Annotated in this window: 22 protein-coding genes; 19 read left to right on the forward strand and 3 right to left on the reverse strand. The window is 70.7% G+C overall.

Features of this window, described 5'->3' with window-relative positions:
* Nucleotides 1-57: 57 nt before the first annotated feature.
* From ACTU3I_RS03585 to ACTU3I_RS03595, 3 genes are read left to right on the forward strand one after another with little or no spacing between them, the layout of a single operon-like run.
* Nucleotides 58-822: an SDR family NAD(P)-dependent oxidoreductase gene (locus ACTU3I_RS03585; RefSeq protein ID WP_442924250.1), complete on the forward strand. Its 765-nt coding sequence runs from the start codon at nucleotides 58-60 to the stop codon at nucleotides 820-822.
* Nucleotides 819-1,607, forward strand: coding sequence for an enoyl-CoA hydratase/isomerase family protein (locus tag ACTU3I_RS03590; protein ID WP_442924251.1), 789 nt, complete (start codon nucleotides 819-821; stop codon nucleotides 1,605-1,607). The genes ACTU3I_RS03585 and ACTU3I_RS03590 overlap by 4 nt, the downstream gene beginning before the upstream one ends.
* Nucleotides 1,604-2,443: an SDR family oxidoreductase gene (locus ACTU3I_RS03595; protein ID WP_442924252.1), complete on the forward strand. Its 840-nt coding sequence runs from the start codon at nucleotides 1,604-1,606 to the stop codon at nucleotides 2,441-2,443. The genes ACTU3I_RS03590 and ACTU3I_RS03595 overlap by 4 nt, the downstream gene beginning before the upstream one ends.
* Before the next feature lie 215 nt (nucleotides 2,444-2,658).
* Here ACTU3I_RS03595 and ACTU3I_RS03600 read toward each other — a convergent pair whose 3' ends face one another.
* Entirely contained in the window at nucleotides 2,659-3,294 is a 636-nt protein-coding gene (locus ACTU3I_RS03600) for a LysE family translocator (RefSeq protein WP_442924253.1), read from the reverse strand.
* A gap of 45 nt (nucleotides 3,295-3,339) precedes the next feature.
* On the opposite strand from ACTU3I_RS03600, the gene ACTU3I_RS03605 reads away from it, so the two are divergent.
* From ACTU3I_RS03605 to ACTU3I_RS03635, 7 genes are all read left to right on the forward strand, one after another.
* Entirely contained in the window at nucleotides 3,340-3,714 is a 375-nt protein-coding gene (locus ACTU3I_RS03605; protein WP_442924254.1) for a VOC family protein, read from the forward strand.
* 45 nt (nucleotides 3,715-3,759) lie between these two features.
* Nucleotides 3,760-5,004 carry a 23S rRNA (adenine(2503)-C(2))-methyltransferase RlmN gene (rlmN, locus tag ACTU3I_RS03610; protein ID WP_442924255.1) on the forward strand — a complete coding sequence of 415 codons (1,245 nt, stop codon included), beginning with the start codon at nucleotides 3,760-3,762 and terminating at the stop codon, nucleotides 5,002-5,004.
* 144 nt (nucleotides 5,005-5,148) lie between these two features.
* The gene (locus ACTU3I_RS03615) at nucleotides 5,149-6,138 is read left to right on the forward strand and encodes a CPBP family glutamic-type intramembrane protease (protein WP_442924256.1); all 990 of its coding nucleotides are present in this window, start codon (nucleotides 5,149-5,151) and stop codon (nucleotides 6,136-6,138) included.
* A 56-nt stretch (nucleotides 6,139-6,194) separates the two neighbouring features.
* Nucleotides 6,195-7,448 carry a sensor histidine kinase gene (locus ACTU3I_RS03620; protein WP_442924257.1) on the forward strand — a complete coding sequence of 418 codons (1,254 nt, stop codon included), beginning with the start codon at nucleotides 6,195-6,197 and terminating at the stop codon, nucleotides 7,446-7,448.
* Nucleotides 7,445-8,119 carry a response regulator gene (locus ACTU3I_RS03625; protein WP_442924258.1) on the forward strand — a complete coding sequence of 225 codons (675 nt, stop codon included), beginning with the start codon at nucleotides 7,445-7,447 and terminating at the stop codon, nucleotides 8,117-8,119. Before ACTU3I_RS03620 ends, ACTU3I_RS03625 begins: the two co-directional genes overlap by 4 nt.
* 95 nt (nucleotides 8,120-8,214) lie before the next feature.
* Nucleotides 8,215-9,000, forward strand: coding sequence for an ABC transporter ATP-binding protein (locus tag ACTU3I_RS03630; protein WP_442924259.1), 786 nt, complete (start codon nucleotides 8,215-8,217; stop codon nucleotides 8,998-9,000).
* Nucleotides 9,000-10,847 carry an FtsX-like permease family protein gene (locus ACTU3I_RS03635; protein WP_442924260.1) on the forward strand — a complete coding sequence of 616 codons (1,848 nt, stop codon included), beginning with the start codon at nucleotides 9,000-9,002 and terminating at the stop codon, nucleotides 10,845-10,847. Before ACTU3I_RS03630 ends, ACTU3I_RS03635 begins: the two co-directional genes overlap by 1 nt.
* 91 nt (nucleotides 10,848-10,938) lie before the next feature.
* On the opposite strand, the gene ACTU3I_RS03640 is transcribed toward ACTU3I_RS03635, so the two are convergent.
* The gene (locus tag ACTU3I_RS03640) at nucleotides 10,939-11,649 is read right to left on the reverse strand and encodes a DJ-1/PfpI family protein (protein WP_442924261.1); all 711 of its coding nucleotides are present in this window, start codon (nucleotides 11,647-11,649) and stop codon (nucleotides 10,939-10,941) included.
* A 53-nt stretch (nucleotides 11,650-11,702) separates the two neighbouring features.
* On the reverse strand, nucleotides 11,703-12,398 hold the full coding sequence (locus ACTU3I_RS03645; RefSeq protein WP_442924262.1) for an alpha/beta fold hydrolase: 696 nt from the start codon (nucleotides 12,396-12,398) through the stop codon (nucleotides 11,703-11,705).
* A 105-nt stretch (nucleotides 12,399-12,503) separates the two neighbouring features.
* Here ACTU3I_RS03645 and ACTU3I_RS03650 point away from each other — a divergent pair, with 105 nt between their 5' ends.
* The 9 genes from ACTU3I_RS03650 (at nucleotide 12,504) to ACTU3I_RS03690 (ending at nucleotide 20,610) form a co-directional block, all read left to right on the forward strand.
* Nucleotides 12,504-13,337 (forward strand): MurR/RpiR family transcriptional regulator, encoded by an 834-nt coding sequence (locus ACTU3I_RS03650; protein ID WP_442924263.1) that lies wholly within the window; start codon nucleotides 12,504-12,506, stop codon nucleotides 13,335-13,337.
* Nucleotides 13,334-14,098 carry a creatininase family protein gene (locus ACTU3I_RS03655; RefSeq protein WP_442924264.1) on the forward strand — a complete coding sequence of 255 codons (765 nt, stop codon included), beginning with the start codon at nucleotides 13,334-13,336 and terminating at the stop codon, nucleotides 14,096-14,098. The genes ACTU3I_RS03650 and ACTU3I_RS03655 overlap by 4 nt, the downstream gene beginning before the upstream one ends.
* A gap of 2 nt (nucleotides 14,099-14,100) precedes the next feature.
* Nucleotides 14,101-15,855 (forward strand): CocE/NonD family hydrolase, encoded by a 1,755-nt coding sequence (locus ACTU3I_RS03660; RefSeq protein ID WP_442924265.1) that lies wholly within the window; start codon nucleotides 14,101-14,103, stop codon nucleotides 15,853-15,855.
* A complete protein-coding gene (locus ACTU3I_RS03665) occupies nucleotides 15,852-16,241 on the forward strand; it encodes a RidA family protein (RefSeq protein WP_442924266.1) in 390 nt (129 codons plus the stop codon). The genes ACTU3I_RS03660 and ACTU3I_RS03665 overlap by 4 nt, the downstream gene beginning before the upstream one ends.
* A 67-nt stretch (nucleotides 16,242-16,308) precedes the next feature.
* The gene (locus tag ACTU3I_RS03670) at nucleotides 16,309-16,665 is read left to right on the forward strand and encodes an MFS transporter (protein WP_442924267.1); all 357 of its coding nucleotides are present in this window, start codon (nucleotides 16,309-16,311) and stop codon (nucleotides 16,663-16,665) included.
* On the forward strand, nucleotides 16,662-17,528 hold the full coding sequence (locus ACTU3I_RS03675) for an MFS transporter (RefSeq protein ID WP_442924268.1): 867 nt from the start codon (nucleotides 16,662-16,664) through the stop codon (nucleotides 17,526-17,528). Before ACTU3I_RS03670 ends, ACTU3I_RS03675 begins: the two co-directional genes overlap by 4 nt.
* Nucleotides 17,529-17,601: 73 nt before the next feature.
* Nucleotides 17,602-18,615 (forward strand): aldo/keto reductase family protein, encoded by a 1,014-nt coding sequence (locus tag ACTU3I_RS03680; RefSeq protein ID WP_442924269.1) that lies wholly within the window; start codon nucleotides 17,602-17,604, stop codon nucleotides 18,613-18,615.
* Between the two features lie 87 nt (nucleotides 18,616-18,702).
* A complete protein-coding gene (locus tag ACTU3I_RS03685; protein WP_442924270.1) occupies nucleotides 18,703-20,121 on the forward strand; it encodes a DUF4407 domain-containing protein in 1,419 nt (472 codons plus the stop codon).
* A gap of 9 nt (nucleotides 20,122-20,130) precedes the next feature.
* The gene (locus ACTU3I_RS03690; protein WP_442924271.1) at nucleotides 20,131-20,610 is read left to right on the forward strand and encodes an NUDIX domain-containing protein; all 480 of its coding nucleotides are present in this window, start codon (nucleotides 20,131-20,133) and stop codon (nucleotides 20,608-20,610) included.
* Nucleotides 20,611-20,617 lie beyond the last annotated feature (7 nt).

A 20,617-nucleotide genomic window follows, 5' to 3' on the forward strand; every position in this document is an offset into this window, starting at 1 on the left:
ACTCGGTTTCTGGTAGGGTGGCACTCGATTTCTGGTTCGACGTCGAACGGAGTGCGGATGGACATCGCGGGAGCAAGCGCCCTCGTCACGGGAGGCGCCAGCGGGCTGGGCCAGGCGACCGCACGGCGGCTCGCCGCATCCGGGGCGCACGTCACGATCATCGACCTGCCGTCATCGCCGGGGGAGCAGAGCGCCGCCGAGATCGGTGGCTCGTTCGCGCTCGCCGATGTCACCGATCCCGAGCAGGTCGCGGCAGCGGTCGCCCGTGCCGCGGAGGCCGGGCCGCTGCGCGTCGTGGTGAACTGCGCCGGGATCGCGCCGCCCGGAAAGGTCCTCGACCGCGCGGGTGCGCCCACGCCGCTCGCCGACTTCGAGCGGATCATCCGCGTGAACCTCGTCGGGACCTTCAACGTCATCGCCCAGGCCGCAGCCGTGATCGCCCAGACGGATCCGGATGCCGCCAGCGGCGATCGCGGCGTGATCGTCAACACCGCCAGCGTCGCCGCCTTCGACGGACAGATCGGGCAGCCCGCGTATTCGGCGAGCAAGGGCGGCGTGCACGCGATGACCCTGCCGATCGCCCGTGAGCTCGCCCGCTCCGCGATCCGGGTGGTGACGATCGCGCCGGGCATCATGGAGACCCCGATGCTGCGTGGTCTCCCGCAGGCGGCGCAGGACTCGCTCGGCCAGCAGGTGCCCTACCCGTCGCGGCTCGGAACGGCGGATGAGTACGCGAAGCTCGTGCTCTCCATCGTCGACAACGGCTACCTCAACGGCGAGACGATCCGCCTGGACGGCGCCATCCGGATGGCGCCGAAGTGAGCGAGAGCGTTCTCCTCTCCATCGACGGAGGCCTTGCCAGGGTGACGCTGAATCGCCCCGCGTCGCTCAACGCCTTCGACTTCGAGATGGCCGAACAGTGGCGCGACGTCGCAGTCACGGTCACCGGCGACCCGTCGATCGGCGCGGTGATCCTCGATGCCGCCGGCCCGGCGTTCTGCGCCGGCGGCGACGTGCTCGCCATGGCCGCGAGCGGGGCCGCCGGCGCCGACCTCACGGCCACGGCGCTGGTCATCAACGACGGCATCCGCGCGTTCGTCGAGGCGCCCGTTCCCGTCGTGGCGGCCGTACAGGGCACGGTGGCCGGAGGAGGGCTCGGCATCATGCTCAGCGCCGACTATGTCGTCGCCGCGGAGCCGACCCGCTTCGGCAGCAAGTACGCCAACATCGGCCTCACCCCCGATCTCGGGGTCACGACCCTCCTTCCCGCTGCGATCGGACAGCGCCGGGCGCTGCAGCTGTTCCTGCAGGACCGGATGCTGACCGCGGCCGAGGCGCTGGACTGGGGGCTCGTCGCCGAGGTCGTTCCCGGCGATGCGCTGGCGACCCGCGCGGAGGAGATCGCGCGGTCCTGGCGTGACGGTGCGACCGCGGCCTTCGGGCAGGCCAAGCGCCTCGTGCGCGCCGGTGCGTACCGCACCTTCGCGGAGAGCCTCGCCGACGAGGCCGAGACGATCGGCGCAGCCGTGGACACCGCCGATGCGCAGGCCCGGGTCGCGGCGTTCGCGGCGTCATCGGCCAAGGGCCGCGCGAAGGGAACCTCATGAGCGAGAACACGCTGGCCGGCCGGACCATCCTCATGTCGGGCGGCAGCCGCGGCATCGGGCTCGCCATCGCCCTGCGCGCGGCACGGGACGGAGCGAACATCGCGTTGCTCGCCAAGACCGATACGCCGCATCCGAAGCTCGAGGGCACGGTGCACACGGCGGCCGCGGCGATCCGGGAGGCCGGAGGCCAAGCGCTGCCTCTCGTCGGCGACGTGCGCAACGAGGACGACATCACCGAGGCCGTGCTGAAGACGCAGGGGGAGTTCGGCGGCATCGACGTCGTCCTCAACAACGCCAGCGTCATCGACCTGTCGGGCTCGCTCGACCTGGCGACGAAGAAGTACGACCTGATGCAGGACGTCAACGTGCGCGGTACGTTCCTGCTCTCGCGGGCGGCGATCCCGATCCTGCGGGAATCGGGCAATCCCCACATCCTGTCGCTGTCGCCGCCGCTGAATCCGACGCCCCGGTGGCTGGGGGCGCACACCGGCTACACGCTGGCGAAGTTCGGCATGACGATGGTCACGCTCGGCCTCGCCGCGGAGTTCGCCGACGCGGGCATCGCTGCCAACACGCTCTGGCCGCGCACGACGATCGCGACCGCCGCGGTGAAGTTCGCCCTCGGCGGCGACCGGATGATGGCGGTCAGCCGCACACCGGAGATCTACGCGGATGCCGCATATGAAGTGCTGACGACCTCGGCGTCGGCACGCACCGGCCAGACCCTGATCGTGGAAGACGTGCTCGAGGCGGCCGGGGTGACCGACTTCTCGGCATACGCGGCAGTGCCCGGCACGCCCGACTCCGCGCTCTTCCCCGACATCTTCCTGGGCTGACGCGCCCCTTTCCTCGGCTGGCTCGCTCCACTGGCGCGGTCCGCTGGCTCGCTCCACTGGCGCGGTCCGCTGGCGCGGTCCGCTGGCGCTCGCGGCTGCTCCTCCTCCAGCGAGACTGCACGGTGGGCCACGAGACTGCACGGTGGCCACGAGACTGCTGACGCCGGACGCAGTCTCGTGGCGCGGATGCAGTCTCGCGGCGGGAGGTGCCGGGCTCAGTGCCGCGGGCCGGAGAGCAGCAGCACGCCGCCGAGGCCGATCATCATTCCGCCGCCGACCCCCGAGACCGTCTCCAGGCGCCGCGGCGACCGGGCGAACCACGACCGGGCCGCGCTCGCCGCGAGCGCCCAGATGCTGTCGCACAGCAGCGCCAGCACCACGAAAAGCGCGCCGAGCTCGAGGATCTGCAACGGCACCGCGCCCGCCTCGAGCGCCACGAACTGCGGCAGCACGGCAACGAAGAACGCGATCGTCTTCGGGTTGGTCACTCCTACCACGAACGCCTCGGCCAGGAGGCGCCACGGGCTGCGCGGCGTGACGGCGGCCGCACCCGCCGCAGTCCGTTTGCGGTGGCGGATGGCCTGCACCCCGAGGTAGACCAGGTACGCCGCGCCGACGATCTTGAGCGCGGTGAACAGCACGACAGACGACGCCACGACCGCGCCCACGCCGAAGGCGACCGCGACGACGATCGGCAGCATCCCGAGCGCGTTGCCCACCACGCTGAGCAGCCCGCCGATGCGCCCGAGGGCGAGTGCGCGACCGATCGTGAAGAGCACGCTGGGCCCTGGCATCACGACGAGCACGACGGCGGCGGCGAGAAACGCCAGCAGGCTGTCGATCGGAACCATTCCCACACCCTAGAGTCCCATCGATCCGGCGCGTACCGTGGCGCCATGGCGGTGCGCTCGCTCTTCCCCATCCTCAGCACGACGGATCTGCCTCGACTCGTGGATTTCTACCGCTCCGCGCTCGGCGCCGAGATCGTCTACCGCTTTGCGGATGGCGCCGGCGGCGACGCGTACGTCTCGCTCGACCTCGGCGGCGCCTCGCTGGGGGTCGGTGCGGATCCTGCTGTGCCGCCCCGTTCGGGCGACCGGATGGCGCTGTGGTTCTACGTCGACGACGTCGATGATGCGCACGCGGCGGCGCTGGCGGCAGGGGCATCCGCGGAGCGGGCGCCGGAAGTCATGCCCTGGGGTGAGCGTGTCTCGCAGGTGCGCGATCCCGATGGCAACCTTGTGAACCTGGCGACACCGCCGGCCGTCTGAGGCGCGGCCAGGCTCCGCCCAGCGGGGCGCCGGTAGCCTGGGACCATGACCGATCAGCCCCCCGTGCGCACCACCAGACCCCGCCAGGTGCGCCCGGCGACCGAAGGCTGGTCGCAGGCGAAGGACGACGAGGGTCGTCCGCTGCTGCAGTTCGCCAGCCCCAAGCGCGGCAAACCGCCGGTGCACCTCGCCGACCTCACCCCCGAGCAGCGCGTCGAGAAGACGAAAGAGCTCGGACTGCCGGGATTCCGGGCGAGGCAGCTCGAGACGCACTACTTCACGCACTACACCTCGGATGCGGCGCACATGACCGACCTGCCGGCATCCGGCCGGGACGAGCTCGTCGCCGGACTCCTGCCGCCGCTTCTCACGGAGGTGCGGCGACTGGAGACCGACCGCGGCGACACGATCAAGTTCCTGTGGAAGCTGCACGATGGCGCGCTGGTCGAATCCGTTCTGATGCGCTACACCGGCCGCATCACGCTGTGCGTGTCGAGCCAGGCCGGATGCGGCATGAACTGCCCGTTCTGCGCCACCGGCCAGGCCGGACTCACCCGCAACATGTCGGCCGCCGAGATCGTCGAGCAGGTCGTGCGCGCCAACCGGCTCATCGCCGAGGGCGGGCTGGGCGACCCGAGAAAGGTGGGTCACCCGGACGAGCGCGTCACGAACATCGTCTTCATGGGGATGGGGGAGCCCCTCGCCAACTACGCCCGCGTGATGCAGGCGCTGCGGGTCATGGTCGACAAGAAGCACGGCCTCGGAATGAGCGCGCGCGGCATCACGGTGTCGACGGTGGGCCTCGTCCCGGCCATCCGCAAGCTCGCGGACGAGGAGATCCCCGTCACGTTCGCGCTTTCGCTGCACGCCCCCGACGACCTCCTCCGCGACGAGCTCATCCCGGTGAACTCCCGCTGGAAGGTCGACGAGGCGCTCGACGCCGCCCGCGCGTACTTCGACAAGACCGGACGACGCGTCTCGATCGAATACGCGCTCATCAAGGACATGAACGACCACGCATGGCGCGCGGACCTCCTCGCCGAGAAGCTCAACGCCCGCGGGCGCGGCTGGGTGCACGTGAACCCGATCCCCCTCAACCCGACGCCGGGGTCGATCTGGACGGCCTCCGACGACGACGTCCAGAACGAGTTCGTCCGGCGCCTCAACGCCGCCGGCATCCCGACGACGCTGCGCGACACGCGCGGCAAGGAGATCGATGGCGCGTGCGGTCAGCTCGTGGCCACCGAAGACGACGAGGTCGCGGCAGCGGGGGTCACCCCGGTCTCCTGACCACTTGCGTGAATCGGCTGCTAAACCGCGCCGTTTAGCAGCCGATTCACGCAAGTGTGGGCGGGTTGCACCTTTCGGATGCATCGCGCGAGTGCAGTCCGAGGTCCGTAGAGGCCATGCGGCGCCCTTCCTAGCGTGGAGGGCATGACCAGTACTCCCCTTCCCCCCGCCGACGTCGCGCGGACTTCGGAGCGGCCCCCCGCCGCCACCGGGGGCCTCCGCGGCGTCATCCGCTCCCACCCGCTCGTCGCGTTCTTCGTCCTGGCGAACGTGCTGAGCTGGGCTGCCTGGCTGCCCTACGTCCTGTCGCAGAACGGCCTGGGCGTTCTGCCGTTCGCCTTCCCCGCGGTGCTCGGCAGCAGCCAGATCCTCGGCGTCCTGCCGGGGGCCTACCTGGGGCCCATCACTGCCGCGTTCCTCATCACGGCGCTCGTCGACGGCCGCCGCGGCCTGAAGGCGTGGGGCCGCCGGCTCTGGCACTGGAAGGTCGCCCCTCGCTGGTACGCGATCACCCTCCTCGGCGTCCCCGCCGGGATGATCCTCATCGGACTCCTCTTCTCCGGCGGTCAGATCCAGGCCCCGTCGATCGCGGCGCTGACCGCCTTCGTTCCGGTCCTGCTGTTCCAGATGGTCACGACAGGCCTCGCCGAAGAGCCCGGATGGCGCGACTTCGCCCTCCCCCGCCTGCAGAACCGCTTCACGCCCCTGCGCGCCGCGTTCGTCCTCGGACCCCTGTGGGCGCTGTGGCACTTCCCGCTGTTCCTCACCGAGTGGGGCGGCTTCCCCGAGGCATCCTGGACCCGCCCGATCGTGTTCACGGTGTTCTGCATCGCGTTCAACATCGTGATGTCGTGGGTGTTCAACCGCACCGGCCAGAGCCTGCCGCTGTCGATGCTCATGCACGTCGGCGTGAACACGTTCGCGTCGGTGATGTGGCTGGAGATGTTCCCCGGACTCGGTGGCGAGATGTCGCTGATCGCGATGGCCACCGGTGCCGTGATCGCGGCAGTGATCATCGCGATCGCCACGCGAGGTCGCCTCGGCTTCACCCGCCCCGCGGCCGACAACCTCGCCCCGCAGGGGGCGGCGACGAGCGCGACCGCACCGTCGACGCGCCCCGCCCGCGACGCGTGACCCTCCCGTCCTCCACAACCGGTCGCTCCGCCGGCGCCGCACACTACGATCAGGGTGTGGCACCGGCGGAGCGACCTGTGCGCGCTGTCGTGATCGCGACGGCGCTGGGGACCGCGGTCGGCGCCATCGCCATCCTCAGCATCGTGTCGACGCTCACCGACGGATCGTCCGCGGCGTGGGGCGGAGCATCCGAGACCGCCGTGTGGGGGATCACGGCAGCGGTCGTGGTGCTGCAGTCGCTCGCCCAGCTGTGGCGGCGGCGGATCGCGGATGCCGCGTGGCTGGTAGCCGCGGCCCTCCCGCTCGTCCCCGCGCTGACTGTGCCGGGCGAGCTGTTCAGCGTCACCGCGTTCCCCGTGCTGGTGGCCTCGTTCCTCGCGGGCGTACATGCCCCGCTGCAGCGCGTGCGCTGGTGGGGCCTCGCCGCGGGAGCGTTCATCGCCATCGGGCAGTTCGTCAACGCGCTGGGCGTCGGGCGCACCGACCTCGGCGGCGTCGCCTTCGAATCGCTGGCACAGGCGGCGCTCGTCGTGGGCGTTCCGCTGCTGCCGGCGACGGTGATCCAGGCGCAGCGCGCCGCCCGGGTGGCTCAGCAGGGCACCCTCGACGCCCTCACCCGCGAGCGCGATGCGCAGATCGGCGAGGCGCTCGCCCTGGAGAGGGCGGCCATGGCGCGCGAGCTGCACGACATCGCCGCGCACCATCTTTCGGGCATCTCGCTGATGGCCTCGGCCATCGAGGGACAGGTGCGCTCCGACCCGGATGCCGCGCGCGCGGGAGCGCGGCAGATCCGCCAGCAGAGCAGAGCGATCCTCGACGACCTCCGCCGTCTCGTCGGCCTGCTGCGAGAGGCCGGCGACGGCGACCAGGCGGTCAAGACGCTCGCGACGATCTCCGAGGTCGTCCGCACCGCCGAGGCCGCCGGCGCCACCGTCCGCCTGGACGTGCGCCCCGGTCCCTCCCGCGAGCTCGGCGAGGGCATCTCACCGCTCGGCCAGCTCGCCGCGTATCGCATGGTGCAGGAATCGCTGACCAACGCCTTGCGATACGCCCCCGGCGCGGCGTGCGTCATCGTCATCGACGACTCCGACCCCCGACGCCTTCGCGTGAACGTGCGGAACGACCCGCCGCCCCCCGGTGCGCAGCGCGCCGGCAGCGGCAGCGGTTTCGGCGTTCTCGGTATGAAGGAACGTGCCACGCTCATCGGGGGGTACTTCGAAGCCGGACCCACCGGCGACGACGGCTGGGAGGCTCGCATGAGCATCCCCCGCGAAGATGAACGATCCCTCGCACAGGAGAAGGCGCCATGATCCGAGTCCTCCTCGCCGACGACCAGCCGCTCGTCCGCGCCGGCCTGACGACACTTCTGAACGCCGAGGACGACATCGAGGTGGTGGGTGTCGCCACCGACGGCGACGAGGCCGTGCGGCTGGCCGACGAGCTGCATCCGGATGTCGCGTGCCTGGACATCCGGATGCCGGGGATGAGCGGCATCGATGTCGCGGACAGGATCGGCGGACCGGGCGCCGACCCCCGCATTCCTGTCCTGATCCTCACCACGTTCGACATCGACGACTACCTCTTCCGTGCTCTCGAGATCGGCGTCGCCGGTTTCATGCTCAAGGACTCCGACCCGGACGAGATCATCCGCGCGATCCGCAGCATCGCCGACGGCCACGGCACCCTCGACCGCACCCTCACGCGGCGCATCGTCGACGAGTACGTCCAGCGCCGGCGGCTGCAGCCGGTGACCGCCGAGAAGGCGCTCGACATCCTCACCGCGCGCGAGCGGGACATCCTGCTGCTCCTCGCCCAGGGAATGTCGAACGAGGACATCGCGGCGGAGCTGGTCGTCGAGGTGGCCACCGTGAAGTCGCACCTGGCGCGCATGCTCCCCAAGCTCGGCGTGCACTCGCGCCTGCAGGCGGCGGTCTGGGCGTATCAGAACCACGTCGTGTCGGTCGGCGACGCGTCGGCGTAGCATCCGCCGCGCCCGCTTGCATCGAAAGATGCAGGCCGCAACGTGCGTCATTTCGCGGCTAGAGCCCGTCGCGCGGCCTTCCTAGCGTGGGAGCCATGACAACGCTCGATCCGCACTCGCCTCCCCCGCTCCCCCCTGCCCCGCCCGCGACCCGGACGGCCGTTCGCTTCACCGATGTCCGCAAGAGCTACCCCGACGGTGACCACACCATCGAGGTGCTCAGCGGCGTGAACGTCGCGATCGAGGAGGGTTCGTTCACCGCGGTGATGGGCCCGTCGGGGTCGGGGAAATCCACGTTCCTCAACATCGCGGCCGGGCTCGACGCCCCGTCGTCGGGCTCGGTCGAGGTCGGCGGCCAAGACCTCGGGGGCCTCCGCGGCGACGCGGTCACCGTCTTCCGACGCGATCGACTCGGCTTCGTGTTCCAGGCTTATAACCTTCTCCCGCACCTCACGGTGGCGGAGAACGTCGAACTCCCCGCCCTGCTGGGCGCGCCGGCCATCGATCCGGCGTGGCGGCAGCAGGTGCTGGGGCTCGTCGGGCTGGCCGATAAAGCCGGCCGGCTCCCCGGACAGCTGTCGGGCGGGCAGGCGCAGCGGGTCGCCATCGCACGGGCCCTCGCCACGAAGCCGGCCGTCGTGTTCGCCGACGAGCCCACCGGCGCGCTCGACCCGCACACCGCGACGCAGGTGCTCGACGTGCTGCAGCGCACCGCCGCGCACCTGCGCCAGACCCTCGTCCTCGTCACGCACGACCCCGCCGTCGCGTCGGCCGCCGACCGCGTGCTCTTCCTCGGAGGCGGCGTCATCGCCGCCGACCTCCGCCGCCCGACGATCGCCCAGATCACCGGACAGCTGACCGCGCTGAACGAGGCCCGCTGATGTGGCAGCTCATCCGTCGCAGCGTCGGCGTCAACCGGGCCCAGTTCATCGGCTCGACCGTGGCGATCACTGCCGCGATCGCGTTGCTGCTCGCCGCCGGGCTGTGGCTGCAGGCCGGACTGAGCGACCCGGCGCTGAGCGAGTCCGGAGCGCAGCTCACCACGATCGCCGGCTCTTTCATCGGCATCGCCGCGCTCATCGCGGGCATGACGGTCGCCTCATCCATCGCGACCGGCCTGCGTGAGCGCCGTCGCCAGTTCGCGCTGCTGGCCGCCGTCGGCGCGACGCATACGCGTGTGCGCCGCATCATCTTCGGCGAGACCCTGTTGCTTCTCGTCCCGGCGATCCCCGTCGGCGTGATCGCCGGGTGGGGGATGGCGTGGCTGTCGACGCCGCTCCTGCAGTCCACGGGCCTCGTGCCGGTTGGCTACGGCGTGCCGTTCGACGCGACCGCCGCCGCCGCGGCCGTCGGGATCATGCTCGCCGTCTCCCTCATCGCGGCGTGGTGGGCCTCACGACAGAGCCTGCGCGTGAGCGCCGCCGAAGCGGTGCGCGAATCGCAGGTGGAGTCCTCCGCCCTGGGTGCCGGACGGCGCATCACCGCGCTGGTGGTGTTCGCGGCGGGGCTGGTCTCGGCGGCGATGCCGTTGGTGCTCCCGGGACTCATGGGCGTCGCGTTCGCCACGGTGTCGACGTTCCTCTTCATCACCGCGCTCGCTCTGGTGGGTCCTGTCATCGCGTCGGCCGTCGCCACGGTCCTCGGCCGCGTGCTCCCTGCGCGGTCGGGGCTGACTCTCGCGCTGGCGAACATCCGCGGCTTCTCCCGCCGGCTGACGGCCGTCGTCGTGCCGTTCGCGCTGGTCGCCGCCCTCGGTGCCGTGCAGCTGAGCACCAACGCCATCGTCGCCTCGGCGGCCCGGGAGCAGCTCTCGAGCGGGCTCCGGTCCGATCTCGTGGGTGTCGCCGCCGAGCCCGCGGGGGTCGAGGCCCTGGCAGCGCTTCCGGGCGTGACCGGCGTCGCCTCTCTCGGCGCGGTGAACGGTGAGGTGATGATCGACCCCGACAGCGAGTTCCCGATCTGGGAGGCCACCGCCCTCGCCGCCCTGGGCGGAGACGGTGTCGCCAGTCTGGTCGACGTCGACGTCTCCCGCGGGTCGCTCGACGACCTCACCGGCGACGACACGATCGCGGTGTCCGAGGACGCGCTCCTGGCGAGCGAGACCGGCGTCGGCGACGCCGTCCGCGTGCGCATCGACGGCCGGACCGTCGACCGCACGGTGGTCGCGGTGTACCGCAGCTCGCTCGGATTCGGCGATTACCTCGTGTCCGACGGGGAGGCGACAGCCGGCACGGTGCTCGTGTCCACGGATGCGGATGCGGCATCCGTGGCCCGGTCAGCCGCCGACGAGGGGATCGCGCTGGAAACGCCGGCGGAATTCGCGGAGGCGGCGCCGGCGAGCTCGGATTCGACGGTGTCGAGCGTGCTGCTGTTCGCACTCTTGGGATTCGGTCTCCTCGCCGCGATCAATACCCTCCTCACCCTGATCCGCTCCCGGCGCGGCGAGTTCGAGCTGCTGACCCGGATCGGCGCACCGCGCGGAACGATCGCGCGCACCGTGCTGGTGGAGACGGGGATCGCCGCGATCCTCGCGATCGTGCTGGGCACGGTGGCGGCCATCCCGGCCGCGGTGGGTGCCGGGATCGCTCTGCTCACCCAGTGGCCCGCGCTCCCCTGGGTTGCCCTGACAGCGGTCCCCGCCGTGCTCCTCGCGTTCGCGCTGGTCACCGCCGCCGTCGGCGCGGCAGTGACGGCCACCGGGAAGGCGCTCGCCCCGGCCGACGCCTGACGCGGCGCCTCCGAGTGTCGATCGCGCACCGTCCGCTGAGCGGAGGCGGTGCGCGATCGAGCGGGGCGGCGCGGTTCGGTCGCGCCGCCGGTTACGGGGTCGGTCGTGCGGCGGCCGCGCGCGCCACCGCGGCGATCCGGCGAGCCTGGTACGCCGCCGTGCGCTCGCGGTAGTCCTCGACGACCTCGGCGGGGGCTGTCGCGGGCGATCCCGCCGCGAACGGCGGGGCCGGGTTGTATTCGATCCGCAGCTGGATCGCCTCTGCGGTCGCGCGATCCACCAGTTCGGCCACGAGCGTCAGCGCGAAATCGACCCCCGCGGTCACTCCGCCGCCGGTGACGCGATTGCCGTCGATCACGACCCGCTCGTCCGTCGGGACCGCCCCGAAGGCGTCGAGCATGCCCATCGCCGCCCAGTGTGTCGCGGCGCGGTATCCATCGAGGAGCCCGGCGGCGCCCAGCACGAGCGCGCCCGTGCAGACCGATGTGACCCATCGCGCTCCCGACCCCTGGGAGCGCACGAAGTCGATCACCTCGGAGTCTCCCAGCAGGGCGTCCACGCCCGGACCGCCCGGCACGCAGATCACGTCGAGCGGAGGGCTCTGCGCGAACGTCTTCGTCGGGGTGATCGTCATGATCGCGTCGGTGGACACCGGCTCGAGGTCCTTCCACAGCAGGTGCACCTCCGCACCGGGATCGGGGGCGAAGAAGGGGATCCCGGCGAAGACCTGCAGAGGTCCGGTCGCGTCGAGTTGGGTCATCTCCGGGAAGACGACCAGGCCGATCTGGAGGGGCTGGGTCATGGCGGGCTCGTTTCTCGATCTGTGAGGGAAAGGGATGTGCGAACGGGTCCCGGTCAGACCCACCCGTCGAGTGCGCGTGAGGTCGCCTCGAGGTTCAAAATGTGGAGGTCGTGCCGACCCCTGGGCACCACACGCACCTCGTACCCGCCGGCCCACGCGCGCCTCTGCAGTGCGGGCGTCACCGCCACCGCGGGGTCGGCGAGGACGAGGAGCGAGGGCACGGCCGGGGGCGTCGGGGGCTCGATGTCGGGCACCACCGGGTTCGGCGCCGCCACCCATGCGGGGTCGACGAGCTGCAGAGCGCGATGGGCGTTCTCCACGTGCGTGCGGCTGTAGCCAGGGAGGATGGCGGCGAGCTCGTCGACGTCCGGGATCCGTCCGGACTCGTCGGACGGCAGGGCGAAGACGAAGTCGCGCGGCACGGTCCATCCCGGATCGAGGTACACGGCGCGTCGGGGACCGAGTCGTTCCACCGCGTCCAGGACGGCGCGCCCTCCGAGGGAGTGCCCCACGAGGAGGTCCATCCCGGCGGGCAGCGTGTCGACGAGATCGTCGGCCAGGTCCTCCGTCAGGTAGCTCGACGCCCGGTCGCTCGCGCCGTGGCCCCGCAGGTCGACGAGGGTGACGGTGTAGCCGTGCGCGGCGAGCCAGGGAACGAACTCGAACCACACACCGCCGTCTCCGAAGATGCCGTGCACGAGCGCGGCGCGCTTCGGCCCGTCTCCGACGCTTCTCGTCGCCAGTCTCATGCGACCCCCTCTCGCCTCGGCCGGACTCTATCCCGAACTCGGGCGAATTTCACTCTTTGCGGAGAAAACTAGGAATTTCAGCGTCTCTTGAAATAGTCTGCCCGCATGTCAGTGGAGCAGTGGGTGCGGGACCTGGAAGCACGAGGGACGACGCCGGCGGGTCGGCAGCTCCTTTCTGCGCTCCTCTCCCAGCCCGAACGAGCGTCGTACTCCAGCGCGGCGCAGGTCGCCGCGCTCGCCGGGACCGAGGCCTCCAACGTCACGCGGATCGCGCAGGGGCTGGGTTTTTCCGGATGGCCGGCCCTGCAGGAAGAACTGCGCGCCCGGTACCTCCGCAGCCTGAGTCTCGTCGAGATCGCCGCTCGGCACACCGGGGACACGGCGTCCAGCCACGTGCAGCGATCGATCGAGGCGGATCAGCGCGCCCTCGGACTCCTCGAGGCCGACGATGCGCTGTATACGGATATCGCTGCGCGCCTCGCATCTGCGACGACGCGGATCGCCCTCGGTGGGGGAAGCTTCGGCGCCGTCGCCCACATCTTCGGCAGCAACTGCTCCCTCGCGGGCTACCCCACCACCCACCTGTCGGAGCCCGGTGGAGTCTCCAACGCGATCGCCCGGGTGACCGAGGAAGACGTCGTCGTGATCTTCGACTTCTGGCGCCTCTACAGCGGCATGAAGCGCGCATCGAAGGCTGCACGAGCGCGCGGAGCCACCGTCGTCGTGGTGACCGACCACCCCAACACCGGGCTCACCCGCCCCGCGACCCACCTCGTCACCGTCCCCTCCGAGGGAGGCGCCTATTTCCCGACCCTCGCGCCGGCGATCGTCGCCGCCAACGCCATCTGCTCGGAGCTGGCCCTCATCGACCCCGACCGCACCCGCGAGGCGATCCGGCGCTCGGAGCGCATGTGGACCGAGATGGGGGTGATGGGATGACGCACCCGGCGTCGCCCTCGTCGCTTCCGCTCCTGGCCTGGCCCGACGTGCGGTTGGCGATCACTGCAGGACGCCGATCCGCGCTGATCGCCGTGGGTGCCATCGAGCAGCACGGCCCGCATCTGCCGCTCGCGACGGACACCCTCATCGCCAGCGAGACGGCACGTCGGGTCGCCGAGCGGATGCCGGGCGTCCTCCTCGGCCCGACCCTCCCGGTCGGCGTCTCCACCCACCACGCCTCGTTCCCCGGAACCCTGTCGCTTCCGGAGCGGGTCTTCCAGGACCAGGTGAGCGCGTGCGTCGCGAGTCTGGGCGCTCATGGCATCGAGCGGGTCTTCGTCCTGTCAGGACACGGCGGGAACTTCGGCCCCCTGGCCCGGCTCGAGACCGAGTCCGGCGGCCGCATCGGTGGGGCGACGTTCGTCCCGTTCGCCGACCTCGACGCCTTCGTGGGCGTCTTCCACTCGGTTTCGGCGCAGGACGGCATCTCGGCACCGGACAGCGGCGCGCACGCGGGCGAATGGGAGACGTCGATCATGCTCGCCCTCCACCCCGAGCTCGTGCGGATGGAACGCGCCGAAGTCGGCTTCCTCGGCGCGTTCGACCCGGAGATCGCCGACCGTCTCTTCGCGGAGGGGACGGCGAGCCTCGCGGCCAACGGCGTGCTCGGTGACCCGACCTCTGCCACCGCCGAGCGGGGAGAGCGACACCTGACCGCCTGGGTCGACACGCTGACCAACTACTTCACAGAGAGAAGCTGACGATGCGCTGGAGTGCAGAGGGCTCGTCGGAACCGGTCCACGACGTCGTCGAACGACGTGGAGTGCTCGTCCCGATGCGGGATGGAACGCGGCTCTCGCTCGACATCTTCCTGCCGCGGGGCGTCGCCGAGGCCCCGACCATCCTCACGGTTACGCCGTACGACAACAACAACGAGCGGGCGACAGCCAAGTGGTGGGCGGCACGAGGCTACGCGTTCGTCGCGGCCGACCTCCGCGGCCGCTACGACTCCGAAGGGGAGTACGACACCTTCGACGCCCGCCACAAGACCGACGGCTACGACCTCGTCGAGTGGATCGCCGAGCAACCGTGGTCCACCGGTCGGGTCGGCATGGTCGGCGCCTCCTACGGCGCGTGGATGCAGTGGTGGACGGCGAGCCTCGCACCGCCGCATCTCGTGGCCATCGCCCCCATGGTCGGCCAGCCCGACCAGTTCGAGAACATCCCGTATCAGAACGGCGTGATCGCCGGGTGGCTCGCCGACTGGTCGGCCGGGATGTCGGGGCGGACGTTCCAGGTCACTGAACGCAGCTGGGCCGACCCTGATGACGTCGCCCCGCCCTCGCCGTTTCTCGACGTCAACCGCCGACGCGGATTCGAGAGCGCGCCGTGGGTGGAACGGATGTACTCGCACCACCTCAGCACCGACGCCTACTGGGAGGAGATCTCGTACCAGGGCCGGGAGGGATTCGCTCGCATCAGCGTTCCCGCGCTCTGCGGGACCGGCTGGTTCGACTGCGCACACGCCGGATCGCCGCTGAACTACGCCGGGATGCGGGCGCACGGCGGCACCGAGGCCGCGCGCCATCCGATGCTCGTGATCGGAGCGTGGAATCACCTCTACAACCAGCCGATCGCCGGCGAAGACTACGGGCCCGACGCGGTGGTCGACCTCGACGGGCTCGTGCTGCGGTGGTACGACCACCATCTCAAGGGCATCGACACCGGGATCCCGGATGAGGATCCGGTGCGGGTGTTCGTGATGGGCTCGAACACCTGGCGGTCGGCGGGCAACTGGCCGCTGCCGGGTACGGAGTTCACCCCGCTGTACCTCACCGCGGATTCCGGCGCCAACTCCTCCCGCGGCGACGGCGCACTCGTCGGGGAGCCGATCCGCGACGGCAGCGACTCCTACGAGTACGACCCGCGCACCCCCACCGTCGACGGCTACGATCCGCAGCGCGAGCGGATCGGTCAGATGGCCGGTGCCGGCGACACGCGCCCCTCCGCCGCGGGGAACGAGGTTCTCGTCTACCGCACGCCGCCGCTCGACGAGGCCGTGGAGGTCATCGGTCCTCTCGAGGCCGTCCTCTATGCGTCCACATCGGCGCGCGACACGGACTGGTACGTCCGTCTCGTCGACATCCACCCCGACGGGCGATCCGCCCTCCTCGCCGACGGCGCGCTCCGCGCCCGCAGCAGCGACCCCGCGGACGACGGTCGCTTCTCCTCGTCCCAGCTGTTCGAGGTCGTCCCGGATGAGATCCGCCGCTACACCGTCCGGTTCTGGCGCGGCACCGCCAACCGCTTCGAAGACGGGCATCGGATCGGCATCGAGATCTCGTCGAGCTGGTACCCGTACTTCTACCCGAACTTCAACACCGGCGCCGACAACCTCGCGACGGTGGAGCTGGGAGAGGCCGTGACCGCCCACCAGACCGTGCATCACGGCCCGTCCCATCCGTCGCACATCCTGCTCCCGGTCGTCCGGGCCGAGAGAAGCGGAGCCGTGTCATGAGGGGCGAGCCGCTCGTGCGTGTGCCGGGGCAATCCCCGCTTCTGCCCGGTGCCGTGCGGGCGGGAGGGCTCGTCTACACGTCGGGCCTCGTCTCACCGAGCGCCTTCGACCGGTTCGGCTCCGAGGCGACCACGACTCCGATCCCGTTCGATGTGCAGGCCCGGGAGGCGCTCGATGTGCTGCTGGACGTGTTGGAACAGAGCGGGGCGAGTCCTGCGACGGTGATCCGGCTGGAGTGCTTCCTCTCCGACGCGCGTCACTTCACCGCCTGGAACGCAGCGTTCCAGCGCATCTGGCCCGAGCCCGGACCCGCTCGAACGACGCTGATCGTCGGATTCGCGACCGACGCGATCGACATCGAGGTGCAGGCGATCGCCGTGGTGTGAGCCTTCCCCGCCCGTTCCTCCCCCCCGCCCGCACGCAGATGTGCGGGCTCCGAGAAAGGACCATCCCATGACCGTCTCTCCCGTGACAGCCACCCCCACCCAGCTGCGCGCCGCGCGCAAGGCCGTGATCTCCAGCTCCATCGGCGCCACCCTGGAGTGGTTCGACATCATCGTGTACGCCACCTTCGCGACCACGATCGCGGCGGTGTTCTACCCCGACTCCGATCCGCTGTTCGCTCTCATCCTCACGTTCGCGACGTTCACGACCACGTATCTCATCCGCCCGCTCGGGGGACTCATCCTCGGCGGGTACGCCGACCGACGCGGTCGCAAGCACGCGCTCACCCTCACTCTGCTGCTGATGATGGTCGGAACGCTCATCATGGCGGTCGCTCCCGCCGTGCCCTTCTGGGGGCGATCGTGATCCTGCTGTCGCGCCTGATCCAGGGGTTCTCCGCGGGTGGCGAGTTCGGCACGTCCACCACCTTCCTGGTCGAGACCGCACCGCACCGGAAGAACTTCTACGGCTCCTGGCAGATCGCGAGCCAGGGAGCCGCGATCCTCCTCGCCTCTGCTATCGGATTCGGCCTGACCAACGGACTGAGCGAACAGGACCTGCAGGCGTGGGGTTGGCGGGTGCCGTTCTTCATCGGACTGCTCGTGGGCCCCGTGGGCCTGTGGATCCGTGCCCGCATGAGCGAGACCGAGGAGTTCCTCACGCGCGGCGCGGAGGACCGCTCCCCGGTCAAGACGATGGCCACCCGGCACTACGGTCGTGTGCTCGCGGGCGCAGCATCCGTCGGTGTCGCCACCCTGTCGGTCTACCTCATCCTCTACATGCCGACCTTCGCGGTGACCAACCTCGGGCTGTCGCCCCTCGCAGCCCTGCTCGGTGGCGTCGTCGCGGGCGCCATCGCACTGGTCGGCTCGCCGCTGGTCGGGCGGCTCGCCGACCGCGTGGGGCCCGCGCGGGTGATGACATGGACGGCGATCGCGGCCCTCGTCCTCGCGTGGCCGTTGTTCCAGCTCGTGATTAACGTCCCGACCATGCCGGTGCTCGTTGCGGTGATCGGCGTCCTGGGCCTCATCATGACCTTCTACTTCGCACCGCTTCCGGGGCTGATGAGCTCCCTCTTCCCTGTCGAGGTGCGCGGGTCGGGCATGTCCATGGCGTACAACCTGGGAGTCACCCTCCTCGGCAGCATCGCCCCCTCGTCCTCACATGGCTGCTGGGTCTCACCGGGCAGCTGGCGGCGCCGAGCTACTACTACATCGTCGTGTCGCTGATCTCCCTCCTCGGGCTCTTCTTCGTCCGGACGCGGTACGGGCAGCGCTGAACCGGCCGGGATAGCGTGGAGCCATGGTTTCTTATCGTTATCTCGGCAACAGCGGTCTCAAGGTCTCGGAGATCACCTACGGCAACTGGGTGACGCACGCGTCGCAGGTCGAGGACGACGCGGCGGTCAAGACGGTCCACGCCGCCCTCGACGCGGGCATCACGACATTCGACACCGCCGACACCTACGCCAACACCGCCGCCGAGGTCGTGCTGGGGAAGGCGCTGCAGGGGCAGCGGCGGGAGTCGCTCGAGATCTTCACGAAGGTGTACTTCCCGACCGGCCCGAAGGGTCCGAATGACACCGGCCTCAGCCGCAAGCACATCTTCGAGTCGATTCACGGGTCGCTCACGCGCCTCGGAACGGACTACGTCGACCTGTATCAGGCGCATCGCTTCGACTACGAGACTCCCCTCGAAGAGACGTTCCAGGCATTCGCCGATCTCGTGCGGCAGGGCAAGGTGCTCTACATCGGGGTGTCGGAGTGGACCGCCGAGCAACTGCGGGAGGGGCACGCGCTGGCGAAGCAGCTCGGCGTCCAGCTGATCTCCAACCAGCCGCAGTACTCGATGCTGTGGCGCGTGATCGAGGGCAAGGTCGTTCCCGCGAGCGAGGAGCTCGGCATCTCCCAGATCGTCTGGTCGCCGATGGCGCAGGGCGTCCTCAGCGGGAAGTATCTCCCCGGGCAACCGGTGCCGGAGGGATCGCGCGCAACGGACGAGAAGAGCGGGGCGATGTTCATCCAGCGCTTCCTGCAGGACGACGTGCTCGAGGCGGTGCAACGGCTGAAGCCGGTCGCCGCCGAGGCCGGGCTCACGATGCCGCAGCTGGCGATCGCCTGGGTGCTGCAGAACCCCAACGTCGCGGCGGCGCTGGTCGGGGCATCCCGGCCGGAGCAGCTGGCGGACACGGTGAAGGCGTCCGGGGTGACCCTCGACGCCGACACCCTCGCCGCCATCGACGCCGCGCTCGGCGATGCCGTGCACCGCGACCCGGAGGACACGTACTCGGTCTCGCCGAAGCGCCGGATGAGCTGACTCGACGCCGCATCCGTCGGCGAGCACAGGCCGTCCTCGCAGGGAGGACACACCGGGCGCACAGATTCGGCCGCCTAGAGTGCGGGGATGTCGTTCTCCGTTCACCGCCCGGGTCGCCTCGGCTCCGACGGCCGCATCGTGTTCGACGGACCCGCCGAACCGGACGCCGATCCGATGTACCTCGACGACCTCGAGCTCGAGCCGGCCGAGCGGATCGACGACGCCCCTGCGGCCGATCCCGACGCACCCGCGCCGGAGAACGCGGATGCTGCGCCGGTGAGCCGCACCGCACGCGGCCGGCGACGTCGCGGTGCCGGCTGGCGGCGCCTGGCCGTCCTCGGCGGGGCCGACGCCGTGGTGCTCGACGAGGTCCCGATCGAGACCCCGCGCTTCGTGCAGATGTTCTTCGTCCTCGCCGGAACCGCCCTCATCTCGGCGGTGTCGATGTTCTTCGCCCTCACCACCGGTGTGCGCGTCGCCGCGTGGGTGGCCGTGCCCCTCGCGCTCGTCTGGGCGCTCGTCATCTTCAACCTCGATCGGTTCCTGACCTCGACGATGCGCTCCTCGCACAGCATCGGCAAGCTGATCGGGTTGGCCCTCCCGCGTGTGCTGATGGCGGCGGTCATCGGCATCGTGGTCGCGGAGCCGCTCGTCCTTCAGGTGTTCTCCAACGACATCGCCCGCGAGGTCACCGCGACGAACCTCGTCCAGGCCCAGTCCGATCAGGAGGCGGTGACGGCAGGCCCTGAGAAGCAGGCGCTGGATGCGGCCGCCGCGCGGGTCGCGGCGCTGGAGAGCCAGGCCGCATCCGGCGTGGTGGAAGGCGCCGCCACCACCACGGCCACCGTCGGCGCGGCGCAGCAGACCGTGGACGACCTCACCGCGAAGCTGGCCGCCCAGCAGGGTGTCATCGACCAGGCCCGCGCCATCTACCAGTGCGAGATCACCGGTCAGGGCGCCGGCGACGTGCCCGGGTGCTCGGGGGTTGCCGGCGAAGGAGCCAGTTCCGGCGCCGCGCAGGCACAGCTCGCGCAGGCGCAGGCCGGGTACGACGACCTCGCGGCGCAGTTGCGCACCGCGGAAGCCGATCTGGCCGCCGCGCAGTCGTCGGCCACCGCGGCGACGGGGGTCACGGAAGAGCAGAACAAGGAGCAGGCGCAGGCAGAGCTGCCGGCAGCGAGACAGCAGTATCAGGCCGCGCTCGACGCGTACGACGCGCGCGCCGCGGAGGTGGCCGGCGGCAACGCGGGTGCCGTGGGGCTTCTCAGTCAGATGAGCGGGCTGGAGCGCCTTTCGGCGCGCGAGCCCATCCTGGCCTGGGCGCACTGGCTGATCGCGGGGCTGTTCTTCCTCATCGAACTGATGCCGGTCCTTGCGAAGGTGCTCACGAGCTACGGGTCGCCCTCGCTGTACGAGCAGGCCGACGCCCTCCGTCGCAAGGTCGCCCTCGACCGGGTCACCGCCCGCAGTTGGCGCGAGCGCGCCGACATCGTGCAGACGCCATAGTCTCGCCGTATGGTCTCCAGCGCCGGCATCCTGCTCTACCGTTTATCCGGCGGCCGAGCGTTCGAGGTGCTCGTCGCGCACATGGGCGGCCCGTACTGGGCGTCGAAAGACGCCGGTGCCTGGTCGATCCCGAAGGGCGAGTACGACCCGGATGCCGAGGGCGCGCTGGATGCCGCGAAGCGGGAGTTCCGCGAGGAACTCGGCGTCGATCCGCCGGAGGGGGAGTACGCCGAGCTCGGCACCTTTCCATACGCGTCGGGCAAACGGGTGACGGTCTTCGTCGCCGACGGTGCGGATTTCGATCCGGGCGCCGACGACCTCGAGTTCGGAGAGTTCGAGATGCCGTGGCCGCCGCGCTCGGGAAGGACTGCACGCTTCCCGGAGGTCGACCGTATTGAGTGGTGCCCCCCGGACGAGGCGCGTGAGCGGCTCGTGAAGGGTCAGCGCCCCGCGCTCGACGCCCTCCTCACGCATCTCGCCGCCGTCTAACCCGTCG

It is taken from the genome of Microbacterium sp. RD1, from assembly GCF_052220165.1.
In the GTDB taxonomy this organism is placed as follows: Bacteria; Actinomycetota; Actinomycetes; order Actinomycetales; family Microbacteriaceae; genus Microbacterium.